This window comes from Oceanobacillus alkalisoli, assembly GCF_022213125.1.
In the GTDB taxonomy this organism is placed as follows: domain Bacteria; phylum Bacillota; class Bacilli; order Bacillales; family Amphibacillaceae; genus Oceanobacillus; species Oceanobacillus alkalisoli.
The window spans coordinates 743,177-763,582 of record NZ_JAKNRA010000001.1 but is presented as its reverse complement, the minus strand read 5'-3'; the positions used below and the strand labels follow the sequence as shown (position 1 = coordinate 763,582).

At 44.0% G+C, this 20,406-nt stretch carries 10 protein-coding genes and 1 riboswitch; of the genes, 8 read left to right on the top strand and 2 right to left on the bottom strand.

Annotation, left to right across the window (positions count from 1 at the left end):
* Positions 1-40 precede the first annotated feature (40 nt).
* A riboswitch (SAM riboswitch) is annotated at positions 41-147 on the top strand.
* A gap of 251 nt (positions 148-398) precedes the next feature.
* The 7 genes from L3V42_RS03460 to L3V42_RS03430 all read left to right on the top strand — a co-directional run bounded on the left by L3V42_RS03460 (position 399) and on the right by L3V42_RS03430 (position 16,729).
* Positions 399-1,775, top strand: a complete 1,377-nt coding sequence (locus tag L3V42_RS03460; protein WP_238471333.1) for an LLM class flavin-dependent oxidoreductase — start codon at positions 399-401, stop codon at positions 1,773-1,775.
* 48 nt (positions 1,776-1,823) lie between these two features.
* Positions 1,824-3,317 carry a sodium:solute symporter family protein gene (locus tag L3V42_RS03455; RefSeq protein ID WP_235761810.1) on the top strand — a complete coding sequence of 498 codons (1,494 nt, stop codon included), beginning with the start codon at positions 1,824-1,826 and terminating at the stop codon, positions 3,315-3,317.
* Positions 3,318-4,091: 774 nt separating this feature from the next.
* Positions 4,092-6,146, top strand: a complete 2,055-nt coding sequence (locus tag L3V42_RS03450) for a cell wall-binding repeat-containing protein (protein ID WP_238471332.1) — start codon at positions 4,092-4,094, stop codon at positions 6,144-6,146.
* 409 nt (positions 6,147-6,555) lie between these two features.
* Positions 6,556-8,925 carry a S8 family serine peptidase gene (locus L3V42_RS03445; RefSeq protein WP_238471331.1) on the top strand — a complete coding sequence of 790 codons (2,370 nt, stop codon included), beginning with the start codon at positions 6,556-6,558 and terminating at the stop codon, positions 8,923-8,925.
* A gap of 57 nt (positions 8,926-8,982) precedes the next feature.
* On the top strand, positions 8,983-9,543 hold the full coding sequence (locus L3V42_RS03440; protein ID WP_238471330.1) for a BsuPI-related putative proteinase inhibitor: 561 nt from the start codon (positions 8,983-8,985) through the stop codon (positions 9,541-9,543).
* 128 nt (positions 9,544-9,671) lie between these two features.
* Complete coding sequence (locus L3V42_RS03435; RefSeq protein ID WP_238471329.1) at positions 9,672-14,291, top strand: cell wall-binding repeat-containing protein; 4,620 nt, start codon at positions 9,672-9,674, stop codon at positions 14,289-14,291.
* Between the two features lie 701 nt (positions 14,292-14,992).
* Positions 14,993-16,729 (top strand): cell wall-binding repeat-containing protein, encoded by a 1,737-nt coding sequence (locus L3V42_RS03430; protein WP_238471328.1) that lies wholly within the window; start codon positions 14,993-14,995, stop codon positions 16,727-16,729.
* A 47-nt stretch (positions 16,730-16,776) separates the two neighbouring features.
* Here the strand turns inward: L3V42_RS03430 and L3V42_RS03425 are convergent, their stop codons facing one another.
* Both L3V42_RS03425 and L3V42_RS03420 read right to left on the bottom strand, forming a co-directional pair.
* The gene (locus tag L3V42_RS03425) at positions 16,777-17,832 is read right to left on the bottom strand and encodes an LCP family protein (protein WP_235761804.1); all 1,056 of its coding nucleotides are present in this window, start codon (positions 17,830-17,832) and stop codon (positions 16,777-16,779) included.
* Positions 17,833-18,023: 191 nt separating this feature from the next.
* Positions 18,024-19,001: an LCP family protein gene (locus L3V42_RS03420; RefSeq protein WP_238471327.1), complete on the bottom strand. Its 978-nt coding sequence runs from the start codon at positions 18,999-19,001 to the stop codon at positions 18,024-18,026.
* A gap of 236 nt (positions 19,002-19,237) precedes the next feature.
* Here L3V42_RS03420 and wecB point away from each other — a divergent pair, with 236 nt between their 5' ends.
* The gene (gene wecB, locus L3V42_RS03415; RefSeq protein ID WP_238471326.1) at positions 19,238-20,353 is read left to right on the top strand and encodes a non-hydrolyzing UDP-N-acetylglucosamine 2-epimerase; all 1,116 of its coding nucleotides are present in this window, start codon (positions 19,238-19,240) and stop codon (positions 20,351-20,353) included.
* The last annotated feature ends 53 nt before the right edge of the window (positions 20,354-20,406 follow it).

Genomic DNA, 20,406 nt, shown 5'->3' with positions numbered 1-20,406 from the left:
GTAGAATGATATTTAATTCTTACTAATCACATATGAATTACCTTTATCAAGAGCCGGGGTAGGAATCTGGTCCGTTGACCCCGCGGCAACCATTACGTTTCGTAATAAGGTGCTAATTCCAGCAAGCAGATGCTTGAAAGATGAGGGGTGAAGCTATCAAACAAACTCTTCCTCATCTTGGGAGAGTTTTTTCATTGCCCTAAATCTGATTAAAAAGATAGGAAAAGTAATATATGGTAGTGAGAAGAATGAATTTCATAATTACCAAAGTCGGCTTTTCCATCACCATATGTAGTTGGGAACGAACCAACTCAATTACATATGGTGATGGTGAAGCATTAAATACGTATTATGAAATTCATTAAGAAAGGTAAGAAAACAAAAAAGGAGTGGCTAAAATGAGCAACAAGAAACAAATTCATTTAAACGGTTTCATTCAAAATTCACCATCCCCACATTCTACTGGACTATGGAAACATGAAAAAGATGAAGGACGGAAGCATAATAGTCTAAACTACTGGGCGGAAACAGCGAAAGTATTGGAACGTGGTAAATTTGATGCTGTATTTATCGCGGATGTGTTAGGAACCTATTCCGTTTATGGAAACAGTCATGATGCAGCAATCCGCCATGCGGTTCAGTTGCCTGCCCATGATCCGTTATTAATTATTTCTGCCATGGCACAAGTAACCGAGCATATTGGCTTTGCACCAACCGTTTCCGCTACATATGCCCAGCCCTATGCATTGGCGCGGCAATTGTCTACATTGGATCATTTAACGGAAGGCCGGATTGCATGGAACGTTGTTACTTCCTATTTGGAAAGTGAAGCGATTAACCTTGGCTTGTCTGGGCGTCTGCCGAAGCGTCAGCGGTATGACCGGGCGGATGAATTTTTAGAAGTCGTTTATAAGCTTTGGGAACATAGCTGGGAAGATGACGCGGTAGTGCATGACAGAGCGAAAGATACGTTTGCAGATCCAGAGAAGGTTCATGCCATCAATCATCACGGGGAGTTTTTCAATGTACCGGGAATTCATTTAACGGAACCATCCCCACAGCGTACACCGGTATTATTCCAAGCTGGTGCTTCCCCAAGGGGGCGGGATTTTGCAGCGAAACATGCGGAAGGCGTCTTTACGAAAGGACATTCTCTTGAAGCGCAGAGGAATTACTCCCAAGACTTACGAAAGCGGGTCGTCGAACAAGGAAGAAATGCAGATAGTGTTCGCATCTTCCCAATGGTTCTGCCGATTGTCGGTTCTACAGAAGAAGAAGCTTACGAGAAATACGAGGATTTGAAGAATCATGTCAGTTATGAAGGAACGGCAGCAATGCTTTCCGGTCATACAGGAATTGATTTCTCGAAATATGACCCGGATCAATATATTGAAGATATTGAAACAGAAGCTGTTCAAGGGAATCTGGACATGTATACGAAGGACCCGAATAAAAAGTGGACATTACGAGAAGCAATCCAAAATCATGGCCTCGGCAATGGAACAGCGAAATTCATTGGGACACCAGAGCAAATTGCAGATCGGATCCAAGAATGGGCAACAGAAGGTGATGTCGACGGATTTAACATCGCACAAAGCTATTCCTTGGAAACGTTCCGTGAGTTTGTCGATCATGTCGTACCGGAATTGCAAAAACGCGGCATCTACCGGAAGGAATACACAGGAAAAACATTACGGGAAAACCTGTTTGATACCGATTCCGCTCGTTTACCTGCGAATCATCCGGCAAAAAGAATTTCTACACTAGTAAAATAATAAACGCGAGAAAAAGTTTTAAAATGCTTTATCGGAAGGAGGAAAATCTTGAACAGTGTAACGGTCTATACATGGGTTGGTTTTCTATTGTTTCTTGGGATTATGTTGGCACTCGGCTTACTCGGAACGAAGCAAACAAAAAGCGTCCGCGACTTTGCGATCGGTGGAGGACTTGGCCCGGTTGTGCTCGGCCTTTCTTTTGCTGCCACCTATTTAAGTGCAGCGACGTTTCTAGGTTATCCCGGCTGGTCCTATGATTGGGGGCTGACCAACCTCTGGTTAGTGATCGCCATGATTGGCGGAGGAGCCATCGGGGTCTTGATGGTTGCAAAACGAATCAGGGCACTAAATAAAACGCAGCAGTCCCTTTCCCTGCCGGATTGGTTAGGCGACTATTATAATAGTGATATTTTACGGGTAGGGACAGGCTTGATTTTACTGTTTAATATCTTCTATATCGCCGCCCAGTTTGTAGCAGGTGCAAGGATTTTCGAATATTTACTCGGGTTGGATTATACAGTCGGACTCATTCTCATTACGGCCGTTGTTGTGCTGTATGTTTTCGGCGGAGGGGCATTAGCAGATATTTATACAGATGCGATCCAAGTCATCTTAATGGCGATTGCAGGAATTATCGTATTCATTTCCGGGATTGTGATTTTCTGGAATGACGGGATTACAGCCACTTTCTCCGGAATAGTAGACAATTTAGCTGCGCAAGATGGCAATTTGGTGAAAGTATTTAACCCCGATTCTGCCCATTTTTATTCGATTGGTGCCGTTATCGGTGCGATTACGATTCAGTGGGCGTTTGCCTCAGCTCCGCATCTATTTAACAAAGTATTGGGCTTGAAAAATGAGAAAGATCTAGGGAAAATGATTCTCACCTACGTCATCACGGCTTCTCTCTGTGTCGTTGTTTTATTCGGTGGACTTTATAGTAGAGTTGCGCTCGGACCAGCAGATATCGTTGCCGACTTAGCCTTAATGGAATATGTCACATGGGCATTCCCGGCTATTATTGTCGCATTCTTCGGAGTGGTGATTCTTGCTGCGGCGATGTCCACGACAGATGGATTATTCGTATCGATTTCCACTGTCTTTGCGAATGATATTTTCCTGAAATTCCTCGTAAAACGCGGAATTGTTCAAGTAGATGATGAAAGGGCGGAAAAGATAGCATTACGGATTAGTAGAATAGCAGTACCAGTTGTCGGGCTGCTCGCATTTCTCATTGTTCTCAAACCACCGATGTATATGGGAGACGTCATGTGGATTGGAATTTCCGGGATTGCAGCTGGAACCCTTGGACCAATTTTATATGCGGTGTATGGAAAACGGAAAGCATCACCCCGGGCAGCAGAAGGTTCCATGATTATCGGTTTACTCGCTTATCTGATTTTATACTTTGGCGGAATCATACCAAGCACGATGACGGCCGGTGCAGTCGCCACGGGTATCGGAATCGTTTCTATGATTCTACTCGCTTTCATTATGAAAGATAAGCAGCAAGTCGCTGAAGATTTAGCAAAAGCAGAATGAAGGGAGAAAGATCCATGTTCGTTAATGAAATGCTATCCGTCTGGCTCTACGGTTCACTTATCATCTATGCCATTATCGGCCTTTCTCTGTGGAAATGGTACTTTAAAAAGTAGCGGAGGGGTTATAGAGAATGAAAGATACTTAAGATGTTTTGATAGATAAGTTTAATGATCGTACTGGTGAGTTTCACTGGCGAAATTGAGCAAGGACAATGAAATTTAGATGTTCATAAGATCTCTCAGCCCGAATGAACTGAAATTCGGTGCATTCGGTTGATTAGAGCGCTTCTATTCACTTGAATGAACCGGAATCCGCTTCATTCGGGCGATTAGAGCACCTCTATTCATCCGAAAGAATCGGAATCTGTTTCACTCGAGCAATTAGCGCCCTTCTATTTACTCGAACAAAAAGGAATCTATCTCGCCCGAGCGATTAGAACCCTCTATCATTCGAAAAAAGTCTTAACATCATGTCCATCACTATAATGAACGATTGCTTTCATTAATTCAGCGGAGGATACTTACTGCTTCAGACCGTGAAATTTGAATTATTTAGCTCCGAACGAACAATCAGCTCCGGAAAGATAAGAGACACCAGCCGTTCATAGCAAGCGGATTATCCCCGGAGCGGTTTTACGATGCAGACTTTCCCTTTTTCTATGAGTATATGCATCTCTTTTTTTGCCAACTTTGTTGCTTTCTTAGTAAATTATCGTTCTATCATATATAATAGAAAAAGAGAAAAATTACCAACTAGAATAGAAAGGAGAACAAAATGAACAACAAATCATCAAAGAGAGTTTCATCTATTTTCATGGCACTCGTTCTAGCGCTAAGCATTTTCCTGCCGGTGCAAACCTTTGCCGCAACTGGTGAAGCTCTATCAGAAGACAAGGAAGCAAATGTTTTAAAAGACATTGTAATCGATGACAACGAGGACTATTATGTGACAAAAGGTAACGAAGAATGGTCGAACACTGTTATCAATACAGACGTTCATATCAGTCCGAACTCCATCCTTACAATTAAAAACAACGTAAAAATTAACGGAGACATTTACGTTTACGGCGGATTACGCAGTGAGGGCGGCCTGTTCGTTAACGGTACGCTTCATGCGAGAAATCTAACGGAAGAAATTAATACTCCAATCTATCAAGGTGAAGTACAACTCGAAGGGACAAATGATATCGACGAGCGTGTCATCGGTAAAGAAGCTTACGATGTTCCTCTCGAAGTATTCAATGAAGATTTAACGAACAAATCACGCAGCGTTACTATTGAAGGAAAGACGTTACCATTCTTAGATATCGCTACCCGCGGTGAAGCAGTCGAATCAGATGACCGGGGAGAATTTACGGTTACGATCGACGACATGGTAACAGATCAGGTTGTATTTGAACTTACGAATAACTTCAAGCAAACGATCACAAAAACAGTAGAAGTTACGGATGTCATTCCACCTGAATCACCAGAGGTAGAGCAGGTGACAGATGAAGCAACCGAAATTACGGGAACAGCAGAACCGGGCACGACCGTATCAGCCGTTATTGCTGGTGAGGAAATTGGTGCTGCAACAGTCGAAGAAGATGGCAGTTTCGTAATTGAGATTGAGGCACAGGAGCATGATACAACGATTACACTGACAGCAACAGACAGAGCGGGCAATATTAGCTACCCTGTCATTGTGAAAGTAGTCGACATTACAGCACCAGCAGCACCACAAGTCAACACAATCTCGGAAAAAACGACAACGATTACAGGAACAGCTGAAGCCGAATCTACCGTTATCGCCAATGCAGGAGATAGCCAGCTTGGTAGAATCACTGTTCCGGAATCAGGTGAATTCGAAATTCCAATTGTAAAACAAGCAGCTGGAACAGAAATTACAGTAACAGCAACAGATAAAGCAGGCAATGTAAGTAAAGCAGCTGTTCTTACGGTAAAACCGGAAGCAGAGCGTCTCTATGGCCATACAAGATATGACACGGCAATCGAAGCAAGTAAACAAGGCTGGGATGAGGCAGACACCGTTATTATCGCTCGCGGTGATGACTTTGCCGACGCGTTAGCTGGCGTACCACTAGCACACAAGCTGGACGCGCCAATTTTAATGACACAGCCGAATAAACTTTGGGAAAATACACTCAAAGAAATTAAACGTCTCGGTGCAGAAAATGTCATTATTTTAGGCGGAGAGACAGCAGTTAGTAAAGATGTCTTTGAAGTATTAGCGGAAGAAGGACTGGAAGTCGAGCGTCTGAACGGAGATTCCCGTTTCGAAACAGCAGCATTAATTGCTGACCTCGTCGCGCCAGAGGGAACAAAGGAAGCCGTTGTTGCAAACGGAATGGACTTCCCTGACGCGCTTTCTGTAGCATCTTACGCGGCAAAAGAAGGCTTGCCGATTCTTCTCACATTGGACGACCGCGTTGCTCAAGCTACCGGAGAAGCAGTTGAAAGCTTAGGTGTGGAAGAAACGATTGTTGTTGGAGGCGAAGCAGCAATTTCTGAAGCGGTAGAAAAAGCACTCCCTGACGCAACCCGTCTAAGCGGTAAGGACCGTTATGAGACGAATATTGCCATTGCTGGTCACTTCGGTGTCGACAGCAACCATGTATATGTCGCAACAGGAAATAACTTTGCCGACGCATTAACAGGCGGAGTACTCGCAGCGAAAGAAAACAGCGCGATTCTCCTCGTTCACCACGATGTACCGGCATCTGTCGCGAGCTATATGAACACGAAGAACTTTGAAAGTCTAGCAATCTTCGGTGGGCCAGGTGCAGTGGATGAACCAATTGAAGAGAAGCTGACAGACCTATTGCAATAAGAACAAAGGCGAAAGCGTCTGTTTAGCGACGTACAAACTCATGGAGTGTGAAGTTTGATAGTCAATCGGCGCTGCAGCCGGACGTGGCTAATAGCAGTAAATATAGTTAGCCACCGTATCTTTATTTTAAATTACGAAACATGCTAATGAATTTCATAATACGTATTTAATGCTTCGCCATCACCATATGTAGTTGAGTTGGTTCGTTCCCAACTACATATGGTGATGGTGAAGCTGACTTTGGTAATTATGAAATTCATTCATGCGTTAAAAAATACTCTATGAAGTCGATATGCTAACTTCATAGAGTATTTTTCATGAATATCTAATTTCCATAGAACTGGTAACTATGAAGTGTTAAAATGGTATCTATACGAGTTACATAGTCTAAAAGTAAGGAGAATGAAGCATGCAGAATAAAACGATTAAATTGTTGTCTGTATTAGCGGTTGTTCTCGTCTTTTTGCAAAGCATCTTGCCAGGAGCAGCCTTTGCAGCAGATAAGACAGAACCCGCGGGGAATAAGGGAAAGCTTTCATCCGAACTTCTCAGTGAATTTGAAGAGGAAGAGCAGACCTCTTTCATCATCACGTTTACCGAGAAGCCAGAGGTGGAGAAGATTGCGAGGGCAGCTGCTGCAAAAGCAGGTGCGACACTATCTGACGCAAACGTAAAAGAATTGCAGCGGGAAGCTGTCGTAACAGAATTGCAACGAGCGGCGGAAACGTCACAAGAAGAAGTGATGCAACTGCTTGAGGCAGAAGCGGAACAAGGAAACGCGGCAGATATTAAACCGTATTATGTTGCGAACACGGTAGCAGTTACGGCAACAAAAGAAGTTGCAGAGAAAATCAATAATCTGGACGAAGTAGAAAAAGTCGTACCAAATAAACAAAAATACTTACATAACACAACGAATGCAGAAAAAGCAGCACTCCCAACAAGCGTAGTATGGAACGTTGACCGAGTGAAGGCACCAGATGTTTGGGAACAAGGATATGATGGTACAGGAATAGTAATAGCAACGATTGATTCTGGAGCGGATTGGACGCATCCGGCAATCAAACAGAACTACCGGGGCTATAATGCAACAACTGGTGAAGTGAATCATGCTTACAGCTGGTATGATATTACCGGTGATTCCAGTGAACCGGTCGATGTCGTTGATCACGGAACACATGTAACGGGCACGCTCGTCGGCAAGAATGGCGAGCAAGGTATTGGTGTTGCACCAGGTGCAGAATGGATTGCGGTCCGTGCTTTTGACAGTAGTGGGTACGCTTATGACAGTGATCTGCTGGAAGCAGCCGAATGGGTACTCAATCCGACTGATGCAAATGGCGTGGAACGACCAGATCTTGCTCCGGATATCGTGAATAACTCTTGGGGCGGCGGTGGCGGTTACGAAGAATTCTACCGTGATATCGTGAAAGCTTGGGTGGCAGCAGGAATTGTCCCTGTTTTCTCAACTGGAAATGATTATAATCAGACACCAGGCTCCGTTGAAGCACCAGCCAACTACCCGGAATCAATCGCTGTCGGTGCGGTTGACCAAGAAAATGAATTAGCACCATTCTCATTACTCGGTCCGTCTCCCTATGGGGAAACCAAGCCCGATGTTGTCGCACCAGGAGTAAACATTTATTCTTCTATCCCAAATGGAAGGTATGGAACAAAGCCGGGTACTTCGATGGCAAGCCCAGCAGTATCTGGAGTCGTGGCACTCATGAAGCAGGCGCATTCGAACTTGTCTGTGCAAGAAATTCAGACCATTATCCGTTCATCTGCAACACCACTGACGGACGATGAATTCACAAGTCACCCGAATAATGGGTACGGATATGGCTTGCTCAACGCAGCAGCTGCGATGGAGAAGACGTTAGCAGAGAAAGACAAATCCGTGCAACGAATCAGTGGCTACTTACGCTATGACACAGCAATTGAGATTAGCAAGGAAGGCTGGGATCGTGCGGATACCGTTGTTTTAGCAAGAGGCGATGACTTTGCCGATGCACTCACATCCGTCCCGCTTGCTTTTAAAGAAGATGCACCGATTCTCTTAACCGGTTCAAGCAAACTGTATGACAAGACATTGCGTGAGATTAAACGATTAAAGGCTAAAAATGTCGTCATTATCGGCGGAACGGGCGCAATCAGCAATGGCATCCAATCCACTTTACAAGATGAAGGTTTAAATGTAAGAAGAATTAGCGGATCCAGCCGGACAGATACAGCACTTCTTATTGCGAAAGAAGTGAAGCCGAGCGGATCAGACCAGGCATTTGTCGTAAATGGCTACGATTTCCCGGATGCACTATCCGTAGCACCATACGCAGCGAAAAATGGCATTCCAATCCTCGTCACGCAGAAGGATAGAATCCCAGCTGCAACGACGAAAGCACTGAACGAACTGAAAGTAGAGGAAACAATCGTTGTCGGTGGTGCAAGTGTTGTAACAAATGGCGTGAAGAACAAGCTGCCACAAGCAAATCGCATCAGTGGAAGCGACCGCTATGTTACCAACACGTTACTTGCTCAGCATTTCAACCCGGATGTTGAAAATATGTATATTGCAACGGGAAGAAACTTTGCCGATTCATTAGCAGGTGCGACACTTGCAGCGAAGAACAATACAGGAATCCTCTTAGTACATGACCGGATTCCAGCAAGCGTCACGAAATTTATTACGGAAAATGATGTTGAGAATTTAACCATTTTCGGAGGGAAAGGCGCTGTAAGCGAAGATATAAGAAAAGAATTACTTGATTTATTAAACTAAAAAAATAAACCGGAGCATGACGGACTTGACTGCAGATAGTCTGCGAGGAAGCTAGTTATGGTCCGGTTTTTAATTCAATCAGCTGAGGTGATGATAATGAAGAAATTAATAGGGATCCTTATTCTGTTGGCAGCACTGATTCTTACAGCTTGCCAGGGAGAAAACGATGAAGGGCAAGAGGAGCAACCTGAAGACAATAACGGACAAGAGGAACAGGAAGAAAATGGAACAGAGGAAGAAAACGAAGGAGATGAAAATGTGGACACCGAGCTTAACTTTGCACTAAACGCAGAAGGTGATCAAATGACCTACACCGTACAAAACGATGGAGACACTGCAACAACATTACGTTTTTCGACGAGCCAAAAGTATGAATATGAAATAAGTGATGAAACTGGTGTAATTTCGACCTATTCAGAAGGTAAGGCCTTCATGCAAGCGGTAGAGGAAATTGAATTAGCTGCCGGTGACGAGCAGACATTTGATGTCGAACTGCCATCACTTGATCCAGGTGAATATACCATCAAAATTTATATGACTGCACGTGATCTTGCCGAAACATCCGAAAAAGTTGAGACATTTGAAGTAACTTCAGATAATTCCCTTAATATCAATTGACTAATAATTTCAGAACAAATATAATAATATGTAAATCTTTGTCATTAGATTTTAATCTATTTGTTGAAAGGAGGATAGATGCCTCTATATTTGTTCTGAAAATGATGTTAAAAAGGGGAGGTTTCTAGTTGAGGAAGTTGAAGAAAAGTCTTACTCTATTTGCAGCATTTCTATTAGTCTTTTCAAATCTCACATTTGTAGCAGCTACACCATCAACCATCACCACGAAAGAAGTCACAAAAGAACTGGAACGCAGAGACCAAATCAGTAAAGAAGAACTGGAAGAGCAGTTCAATCCAGATGATGAAGTACGTGTCATTGTAGAAGTTGAAGGGGATCCTGCGATCAAAGCAGCAACTGCGAAGGGGAAGAAGTTCAGCGATTTATCAGAGGCGGAGAAGCTAGACTTGCAAGCTAAGAATCTAGCAACACAAGATAAAGTAAAACAAGCCTTGAATAGTGAGAAGCTGGACATAGCTTACAAACAATCCTTTGCAACCGCATTCAACGGATTCAGTGGGGTTGTTACATTCAAAGATATCGAAAAAATTGAGAAAATAGCTGGTGTCAAAAGTGTAACAATCAGTACGGAATACGAACGTCCGGAAGTTGAACCGGATATGAAGTACAGTAAAGAAATTGTCGAAGCACAAAAGACATGGGATGAGTACGATTATGACGGGGAAGGGATGATTGTTGGAGTAATCGACTCCGGAGCAGACCCGAATCATCGTGACTTTATCCTTTCAGACGATACAGAGCCAGCATTATCCAAATCCCAGGTGAATGATTATATTTCAGGTCATGATTTACCTGGTAAATATTTCAATGAGAAAGTTCCATATGGTCATAACTATATGGATGAAAATGATGTCATCCAGGACAAGGGTGACGGGGCATCCATGCACGGAATGCACGTCTCCGGTACTGTTTTAGCGAATGGTGACGAAGAAAATGGCGGAATCAAAGGTGTTGCACCGGAAGCCCAGCTTCTAGCGATGAAAGTATTCGGAAATGACCCGAATATGGGCTCCACTTGGGGTGACATTTACATTAAAGCGATTGATGACGCACTTATTTTAGGTGCCGATGTTGTGAACATGAGTCTTGGTTCGGTTGCGTCTTTTGTTGATCCGGAAAATGCGGAACAGGAAGCAATCCGTAATGCAGTAGAAAATGGAATTCTTTTCTCCATCTCTGCTGGTAACTCCGCACATCTTGGAAATGGGTTCTTTAACCCGTATGCATCCAATCCTGACATCGGAGTAGTCGGTGCACCTGGCTTAACGTATGAATCATTGCAGGTTGCATCATTGGAAAACAGTCATATGGATATGGATGCGCTGAACTTCAGTTATGGTGACACAGAAGGAGCAGCACCATTCCTATCTGCAAGCTCCGTTCATCCGAATGAACTCGACGGCACATTTGAAATTGAAGAGGTCGGAATTGGAGATGAAGAAGGCTTTGCAGGAAAAGATTTAACAGGTAAATTTGCATTCGCCGTACGTGGAAATACATTTACGGATACTGCATACAATGCGATGGATGCAGGTGCAGAAGGTGTAATTGTTTATAACCATTCAGATGGATGGGTAAGCATGGCGTCAGAACCAGGGATTACAATTCCGCAGCTGTTCATGGCGAAAACCGATGGTGACGAGCTAAAAGCAGCACTTGATGCTGGCGAGACCGTAACAATTTCCTTTAATGAGGAAACAACAACGGTAGTGAATGAACTGGCAGATTCCATGTCTAACTTCACATCTTGGGGTGTGACACCAAACTTAGACTTTAAGCCAGAAATCACCGCTCCAGGCGGAAATATCTTATCAACACTTGAAAATGATGCGTACGGCTCCATGAGCGGTACATCCATGGCCGCACCACATGTCGCTGGTGGTTCCGCACTGATCTTAGAGCGTGTGGACAATCAGTTTGACTTAGAAGGTGCAGACCGCGTTCAAATGGCGAAAAATATTTTAATGAACACCGCTAAACCAGTAAGCGACAAAGGTGAATTCAATGCAGACTACGGAGACGGTGAAACACCTTACTCACCGAGAAGACAAGGTGCTGGAATCATGCAGCTCCACGCAGCAGCGAGCACACCGGTTGTCGTAACTGAACAGAGTACTGGGGAAGCGAAAGTTGCACTACAGGAAGTCGATAATGCGTTTAGCTTTACACTCGTAGCAAGAAACACAAGCAATGAGCCTGTTTCTTATGACGTGAGTGCGAACTTGCAAACGGATCTCCAGATCTTCGGTGTGCTTGGAAATGCCTACCATACAGGTGCACTTGACGGACTTGAGGCAGCTGAAATTGTAGATGCCGATGTGGCAATCGACAATGGAAACACTTCCGTAAAAATCCCTGCGAATGGTAGTGTTCTAGTGAATGTCGATGTAGATCTAAGCAATGCAAAAGCATTAACAGTGACAGATGATGGCGCTGTTGACCATGTAGACCCGAACGAGATTTTCCCTAACGGTTATTTCGTTGAAGGTTTCGTAACATTTGCAAACGAAGCATATCCAGAGCTATCCGTTCCATTCGTTGGATTTAACGGGGACTGGAATGAAGCACCAATCCTGGATGAGTTCATTTACGATGGAGCAGATTCCTTCTATGAGCAAGCTGGATTTGTTTATGATGCAGGTGACGGATTATATGATTATTTAGGAATTGATCCGACAACGGAAGAAGGTTCTGTAGAGAATCTGGCAATCTCACCAAATGATGATCAAGCACGCGATGAGATTATCCCAGTTTTATCCTTCCTGCGTAACGCAAAATCTGTGGAGTACCGTGTGCTTGACAGCAATGGGAAGGAACTGCGGAAATTACTTACAGATAAGAACGTAACAAAGAACTATTATGATGGAGGAAGTGGACCAACCTTCTACCTGAATCCGCAAGCGGCTTGGGATGGAACGGTGAAAGACAAAGCAGTCGCGGATGGTGAATACTTCATTGAGATCGCTGCAACGATTGATTATGAAGGTAAAGATGCACAAACCGTACGTGTTCCTGTGAAAGTCGATACGGCTGCTCCAACCTTAATGGCAACACTGAAAGATAAGGTTGCGACACTGCATGTAGCTGATGAATTATCAGGTGTCTCACATATCGAAGTGATGGTCGATGGCGAACTAGTTGACATTGTGGCAGCTGATGCGAATCAGTACACATTCGATGAGTTATCAGAAGACAACCGTGTAACCTTTGTAGCGGTGGACTATGCTGGTAACGAAACAACAGTTGATGTTTCAAATGGCACGGACGGAGATATCCCGAATATCTATGTGGAAACTCCAGAAACGTTTGAAGCATTCAATACAAATGAAGTTCAGATTACCGGTACAGTAGAAGATAAATCAGAGATAGTGGAATTTACGATTTCTGGTGAGGATGTCGAATTAACGAAAGAATCCCAAGGCGTATACAGCTTCGACACTGTTCAAGAATTTGAAGATGGTGTGAATAAGCTTGAAGTGTACGCGAAGGATGAATTCGGTAATGAAGCTTCCTTATCCAACAGTAGATCATTCTATGTTGACACAGCACCTGCCGTTATTGATGTTGCGGCACCAGGTCATGTGAAACATGATGTTGCTTCTGTGGAAATGGATATCAATGTAACGGATAACGCAGAGAATCTCCGCCTCTATCTTGATGGCAGTGAGATTGCATTTTATGAAGAATCTGGCTATGACATGGTAGCAATTGATGAGACAGAAAACGTTGAAGTTTCCTTAGAACCAGGTCAGAATACGTTTGAAGTAAAAGCGGTCGACCTTGCAGGAAATGAAACAGTAGAACAGGTGAAGATTTACCGTGCAACATCTGCAGACGATGAAGCGGTCTCCCGTCTCTATGGCGATTCCCGTTATAAGACTGCAGTGGCATTAAGTAAAGATGGCTGGGATTCCGCAGATACAGTCGTTCTCGCTCGCGGTGATGACTTTGCAGACGCCCTTGCCGGTGTACCACTTGCACATAAATTTGATGCACCGTTACTCTTAACACAAACGGATCGCTATACACCTGTAACGAAAGAAGAAATCGAGCGCCTCGGTGCCTCTACGGTTTACGTCCTTGGTGGTGTCGGAGCAATCAATGAAACAGTCGAAAGTGAACTGAAAGCACAAGGAATTGAAGTAGTCCGCGTATCCGGTGATTCCCGTGACGCAACCGCTGCAGAAATTGCAACAATCGTGACAGATGGTGAGCCAGTGGACGAAGTAGTGCTTGTGAACGGCTATAACTTCCCTGACGCTGTTTCCATTGCAGCATACGCGGCTGAAGAAGGAATGCCAATCCTCTTAACCCAGGACGGGCGACTTCCACAAGCTACGCAAACTGCACTATATGACTTGAAAGCATCCGAAACACTTGTCATTGGTGGGAAGACCGCAATCCATGACAGCGTATTGCGTCAAGTACCGAAAGCGAACCGCGTATCCGGTGCGGACCGATTTGCTACATCAGTTGAAATCGCGAAGCACTTTGACTTAGATACAAAAGAATACTATGTAACTACTGGAATGGAGTTCCCTGACGCCCTTGCCGCAGCAGCAATCGCAGCAAAAGACGACACCGGAGTAATTCTAGTAGGAAAATACGTCCATGATTACATGGAAGAATTCATCACAGCAAAAGACTTCGACATCCTTACCATCGTTGGTGGACAAGCCGCAGTAAGCGACGAAATCTTTGATGAATTTAAACGCTTGATTGACTAAATTCTAAATCTTCTCCGGCTTTTTAAAAGCTGGAGAAGATTTTTTTGGGTTGGGGCTGACAGAGGATCGGAGGCTTGTCCCACTTGTCAGTACCTTGTAGTGCTGTGAATTAGCTGAGGTGGGCACTGCTAGGAGCAGTCAGTTACCTAAAGCGCTGAAATTCAGCGGGATCGGGCACTGACCAGCCTTGTCAACGATCTACAGCAGGGATATCTTCCGGGAAAGGTAACAGAGAAGCACTCTCTAAGCCCTATTAACAGCGATTCATTGAAATACTGTCCAATAGAGTGCTTCTATTGGACAAACTTAATCGAAAATCATGCCAAGCTGTCTAATAAAGTGCTTCCATGAGACAACCTCAACCGGATCTCATGCAAAATTGTCTAATAGGGCCCTTCAATCAGACAAATTCAACAACAATACATACATAACAGTCCAATAGAAATAAATCAGCACGTAATAAGTTAAAAAAATATACACGATACAAGGTCCGAGCACGCACCCGACTGGGACAAAAGCTCTGACCCCGCTGTCCCGCCAAAAAAATCCAGAAAAACTAACAAATTTCGCTATTATTCTGGTATGATAGACTTAAACTGCCATTCTATCAAAGTAAAACATCGCACTTTTAGACAGTTAGTAGGCACTAATAACTATATTTCGTTTGGTAGAAATTTTAAAGAAAATAATAGGAGGGAACCATGAAGAAGCTAAATTTGCTCACTGTTTATACGCTCATACTCGCGTTGTTACTACCTGCGCCCCTGGCTGTCCAAGCAGAAACAGGACTGGAAGAAAAAGCGGAAGATGAGCCACGTGGGGACGTATACAACGTACACGGCATCAAGCAAGGCACCATCATCTACGGAGAAGACATCAGTGAACTCCCTGAAGAAGAACTACAATATATCCCGGAAGGCTGGCGTGACGGGGAATTCGAAGAGCCGCACGGGACGGTTGATGAAGATTATGATCCAGAGGGAGCGAAGGGTAAGCTGCAAAGCAATTATCCTGATGTCAACAAGTACATAGCAAACATGGAACATGCCGAAATCGAATATCAGCATAAGCAACAATTTCCCCGTTTTCCTTACCGTTACGGTGTAGGAAGACCAGAGGGTGTTGTTGCCCATGATACGGGAAATCCGAATAACGACAAGATTGAAAACGAAATTGCCTACATGGAACGGAATTATCATAACGCATTCGTCCATGCTTTTGTCGATCATAATCGGATTATTGAAATCCATCCGCCAGATTACGGGGCATGGGGTGCTGGACGTTATGGAAACCAGCGATTCATCCATGTGGAATTAACCAACTTACGTAATTTTGATGACTTTGCCAAGTCGATCAACAACTATGCTTACTACATCGCAACCCTTTTAAAAAACTATAACTTAGGTGTTACGAGTGCTGAGTTAAGTGGCAAAGGATCACTTTGGTCACACTGGGCTGTGTCCAAACATCTCGGCGGAACAAACTCGCCTGACCCGCATCAATACTTCGAAAAATGGGGATACAGCTGGTACGAATTCACTCAGCTTGTTGTCCAGAAATACGAAGAACTAGATGTTACTAGAATTTCCGGTGGCAGCAGATACAAAACTGCCGTGAAAGTAAGCCAGTCGGGCTGGGATCGTTCGAACAATGTTGTCCTCGCTCGTGGCGATCAATATGCCGATGCACTAGCAGGCGTTCCACTCGCTGCAAAACATGACGCACCATTACTTTTAAGCCAATCGAATAAATTAACAGAAGTGACGAAGAACGAAATTAGCCGCCTGAATGCCAAAACGGTTTACGTTCTCGGCGGGGAAGGTGCGCTGGATAAAACAGTCGAAAGCGAGCTGAAGAAGCTTGGTGTCATTGTCAAACGAATTAGCGGCACGACACGAATTGGAACAGCAACCGCAATCGCAAAAGAAATCGGCGGGAATAAAGCAGTTATCGTAAACGGCTATAACTTCCCAGATGCGTTGTCTGTTGCGGGCTATGCTGGACAACTCGGCATGCCGATTCTGCTGACACAACCGGAACGCTTGCCAGAAGAGACGGAGCAAACACTCGCAAACTACTCTGAAACAATTGTCGTTGGTGGTAAAGGAGCGATATCGAATGACGTTTTAAACAAGCTGCCAAAACCAACACGAATCAACGGAGATAACCGCTATGCAACAACTGCAGCGGTAGCGAGACATTTTAACCTAGATACGGATGAGTATTATATTGCAACCGGAACGGATTTCCCTGATGCTCTTTCAAGTGCGGCTTTAGCTGCGAAAAATAAAACCGGTGTCCTGCTCGTAAATAGAGGAGTGCCGTGGCAAGTGCGTGAAGTTTTAAAAGATCATAAGATCGAAAAAGTAACCATCATTGGTGGACCAGCAAGTGTCGCACCAGGTGTGCAGCGCAACCTTTCAAATATTATCAATTAAAAAAAGAGAGTCAGATGAAAATAATCATCTGGCTCTCTTTTCACATTTTATTCATAACCGGAAACTTGCTCATAGCTATTATTATAAGAATCTTGTTCTTGTTCTTCTTGCTGTTCATACGGCTGCTCATATTCATTCGTCGCAATCTCCAAATGTTCCTTCAACTCCATCTGAACCGCATATAAAGATTCTTCGTCTGCAATTTGGTAACTGACGCCATTAATCATCGTTGGATATGTCTCGACATTCAGCTTTTCAATCTTGTTCGTATTGAAGCCGGCATATTGTTTTGCAAAGCCGAGTCCCTCTGAAACTTTAAGATTTGTTTCGACGTTTCTACCAATCTCTTGAACGAGATCATCAACTTTCGTAATCGTGCCAACAGATACAGCTTTATCGATAATTGCTGAGATTACTTCTTGCTGGCGCTCATTTCTGCCGATATCACCACGCGGGTCTTCATATCGCATACGCGCATAAGCAAGCGCATATCTGCCGTCCAGTCGCATTTCACCTTCATAGAATTGAAGTTTCTCTGCTTTCCGGTCATCACTGTTTTGCTGGAAATCAAACGGTACATCAACCGTGATTCCACCAAGAATATCTATTATATTTTTAAACGCGTCAAAGTTTACTGTTGCATAGTAATCAATCGGGATACCTAGGAAGTTCTCTACTGTATCAATCGTCATCGTCTTCCCGCCAAATGCATGGGCGTGGTTGATTTTATCTTCATAGCCGCGGCCAGCGATTTCTACCATCGTGTCGCGCGGAATACTGACGAGCTTCAATTTCTCATCATTCGGATTAAAGGTTGCGACCATTAAGGTATCGGTCCTGCCTAAATCTCCATCCGACTGATAATCCTCAATACCCATTAATAATACGGAAACGGGATCATTACTAATCGAGACTGCTTCTTCCCGCAGTTCGGATTTCTCTCTCCCAAGGTCATCATAGGATTCACTAGCAGCTTGCATCGTTTGTACTGCTAAATATCCACCGAAACCAACAACTCCTAGGAACAACAGCAAAACGATGAAAAGAAACACCCGTAAGCGTCTAACTTTTTTTCTTTTTCTTCTAACTACTCGTTTCCCCATGGTTATTACTCCTTTTAATGGTTATCCTCATTATTATAAGTTCATTCTCGGAACATTGCAATCTTAATTTTTGGTAATAGGTCCACTTCTTTCAATGAACCACTCTCTATTATAGACGAAATAAACCTATAAAAGGTTACAATCACAATACAAATTTCTTAGTTTCATAGAAAATATGTAATGAAATTGTCTTAATTTGGGGGTCGGTACATTTCTTCGACAAATGGCTCGAGATCTAGATGTCTTCGCATTGTCTCTTGGATTTCTCGTCTGCTTTCTTCGTCGACTTGGAAATACCAGCCGCCGTCTGCCATGTAATCGCCAATTCCATCCAGATTCAGTGTGTCAATCTGAATATTGCCATCTAACGCATAGGAGAAAAATCCGCGAATCTCCGGCATTCTGAGATTTGTACTCATATTTCTTCCAACCGCTGTCATGACGTCATCCAGCTTCAATAGGGAAGAGGTGGATAACACTTCATCGGCAATTGCCTTGAGAATTTTCTGCTGTCTTTCTCCGCGCTGGATATCACTGTCATATTTCCGAGTTCGGGCGAGTGCCAATGTCTCTTCCCCATCTAGATGCTGATAGCCTGGATAGAGACGGATGGAATCCCGTTTATTCCCAGAGTTCGGCTCGGAGATTTCATACGGTACGTTATACCAAATCCCGTCAATCGCGTCGACAAGATCGACAAACGCATTAAAATTTACCCGGACATAATAATCAACCGGTACATTTAAAAAGTCTTCTACCGTTTCCACCGTCGCCCGGGCACCGCCAAATGCGTGGGCATGGTTGATTTTAGTGTAATAGCCGACTTCCGGGATATGGACATAAGAATCCCGCGGAATGCTGAGGAGTTTCACGGTGTTTGAATCTTTATTGAACGTCGCAAGCAAGAGCGCATCTGACCGGCTCCTGTCATTCTCAATCTCTTCACCGCTATCAACCCCGATGAACAGAATCGATACATGGTCATCAACTGGATCGACTTCTCCTGTTCGGAGGGCAGATTTTTCATTCTCCCGCCCGATCTCCTCATGTGCATCGGAGACGAGATTATTTGCTTCATTATATAAATAAGCCGCATAACCGATCATAGCGGTAAATGCGAGGCCGACAATTACAAGTACTGTAATGATAATTTTCTTTTTTCTGCTCAATGTTTAGACCCCTTTTGACAATCTTCTTCTAGTTTAACGCGAATCTGCTTTCCGTCATAGTGTAAAAATCAATTTTCTCTATTATTATGGATGATTTTTTCGTAATTCATGCAAGCTTGCATTGGAATATTTCTCGAAAATGTTGAGTTACCTATGATGTTTGGGGTATGATTGATTTGTTAGACATGATTTACAAAATAACAAGTTGATAAATAGAATAATTGGAGTGACATAGAATGACGAAACCAATACGAGTAATGACGATTTTCGGTACGAGGCCGGAAGCAATCAAGATGGCGCCCCTCGTGCTAGAACTAAAAAAACGTCCAGAAGAATTTGAAGCGATTGTAACCGTAACCGCTCAGCACCGGGAAATGCTGGACCAAGTGCTTGAAATCTTCGGAATCACACCGGATTTCGACCTAAACATTATGAAGAAACAGCAATCCCTCGCACAAATTACGACCCGTGCGTTAGAAGGATTAGATGAAGTAATGAAAAAAACACAGCCGGATATCGTGCTTGTCCATGGTGACACGAGCACAACATTCGTAGCCGGTCTTGCTGCTTTCTATAACCAGATTGCAGTCGGCCACGTGGAAGCGGGTCTCCGTACATGGGATAAATACTCCCCGTACCCGGAAGAGATGAACCGTCAGTTAACAGGTGTCATGGCTGATTTGCATTTCTCACCGACAGAGAAATCAAAGCAGAACCTACTTAATGAAAATAAACCAAAAGATGCGATTTCCGTTACAGGAAATACTGCGATTGACGCACTGAAAACAACGGTTGACGAAAATTATTCTCACCCGATCTTGGATGAGATTGGTGACCGTCGCCTCGTGCTCATGACTGCACACCGCCGGGAAAACTTAGGTGAGAATATGCACCAAATGTTCCGCGCGATCAAACGTCTAGTGGAGACGCATGATGATATCCATGTTGTCTACCCAGTACACTTGAACCCAGTTGTTCAAGAAACGGCTAATGAGATTTTAGGAAATGACGACCGCATTCAATTAATCGAGCCACTTGATGTTGTCGATTTCCATAACTTCGCAGCTCGTTCATACTTAATCTTAACCGACTCAGGCGGGGTACAGGAAGAAGCACCGTCCCTCGGCGTGCCAGTTCTCGTATTACGTGACACAACAGAACGCCCAGAAGGAATCGACGCAGGTACGTTGAAGTTAGCAGGAACAGAAGAAGAAAACATCTTCCAGCTGGCGAATGAATTGTTATCCGATGAGGATGCACATGAGAAAATGGCCAAAGCCTCGAACCCGTATGGTGATGGAGAAGCCTCCCGCCGAATCGCCGATGCAATCACCGCCCACTTTCGGAAATAGCGGGACACTGGGGTCAGAGTGAATGTCCCACTTTTTAGGACTGGGACATAGGG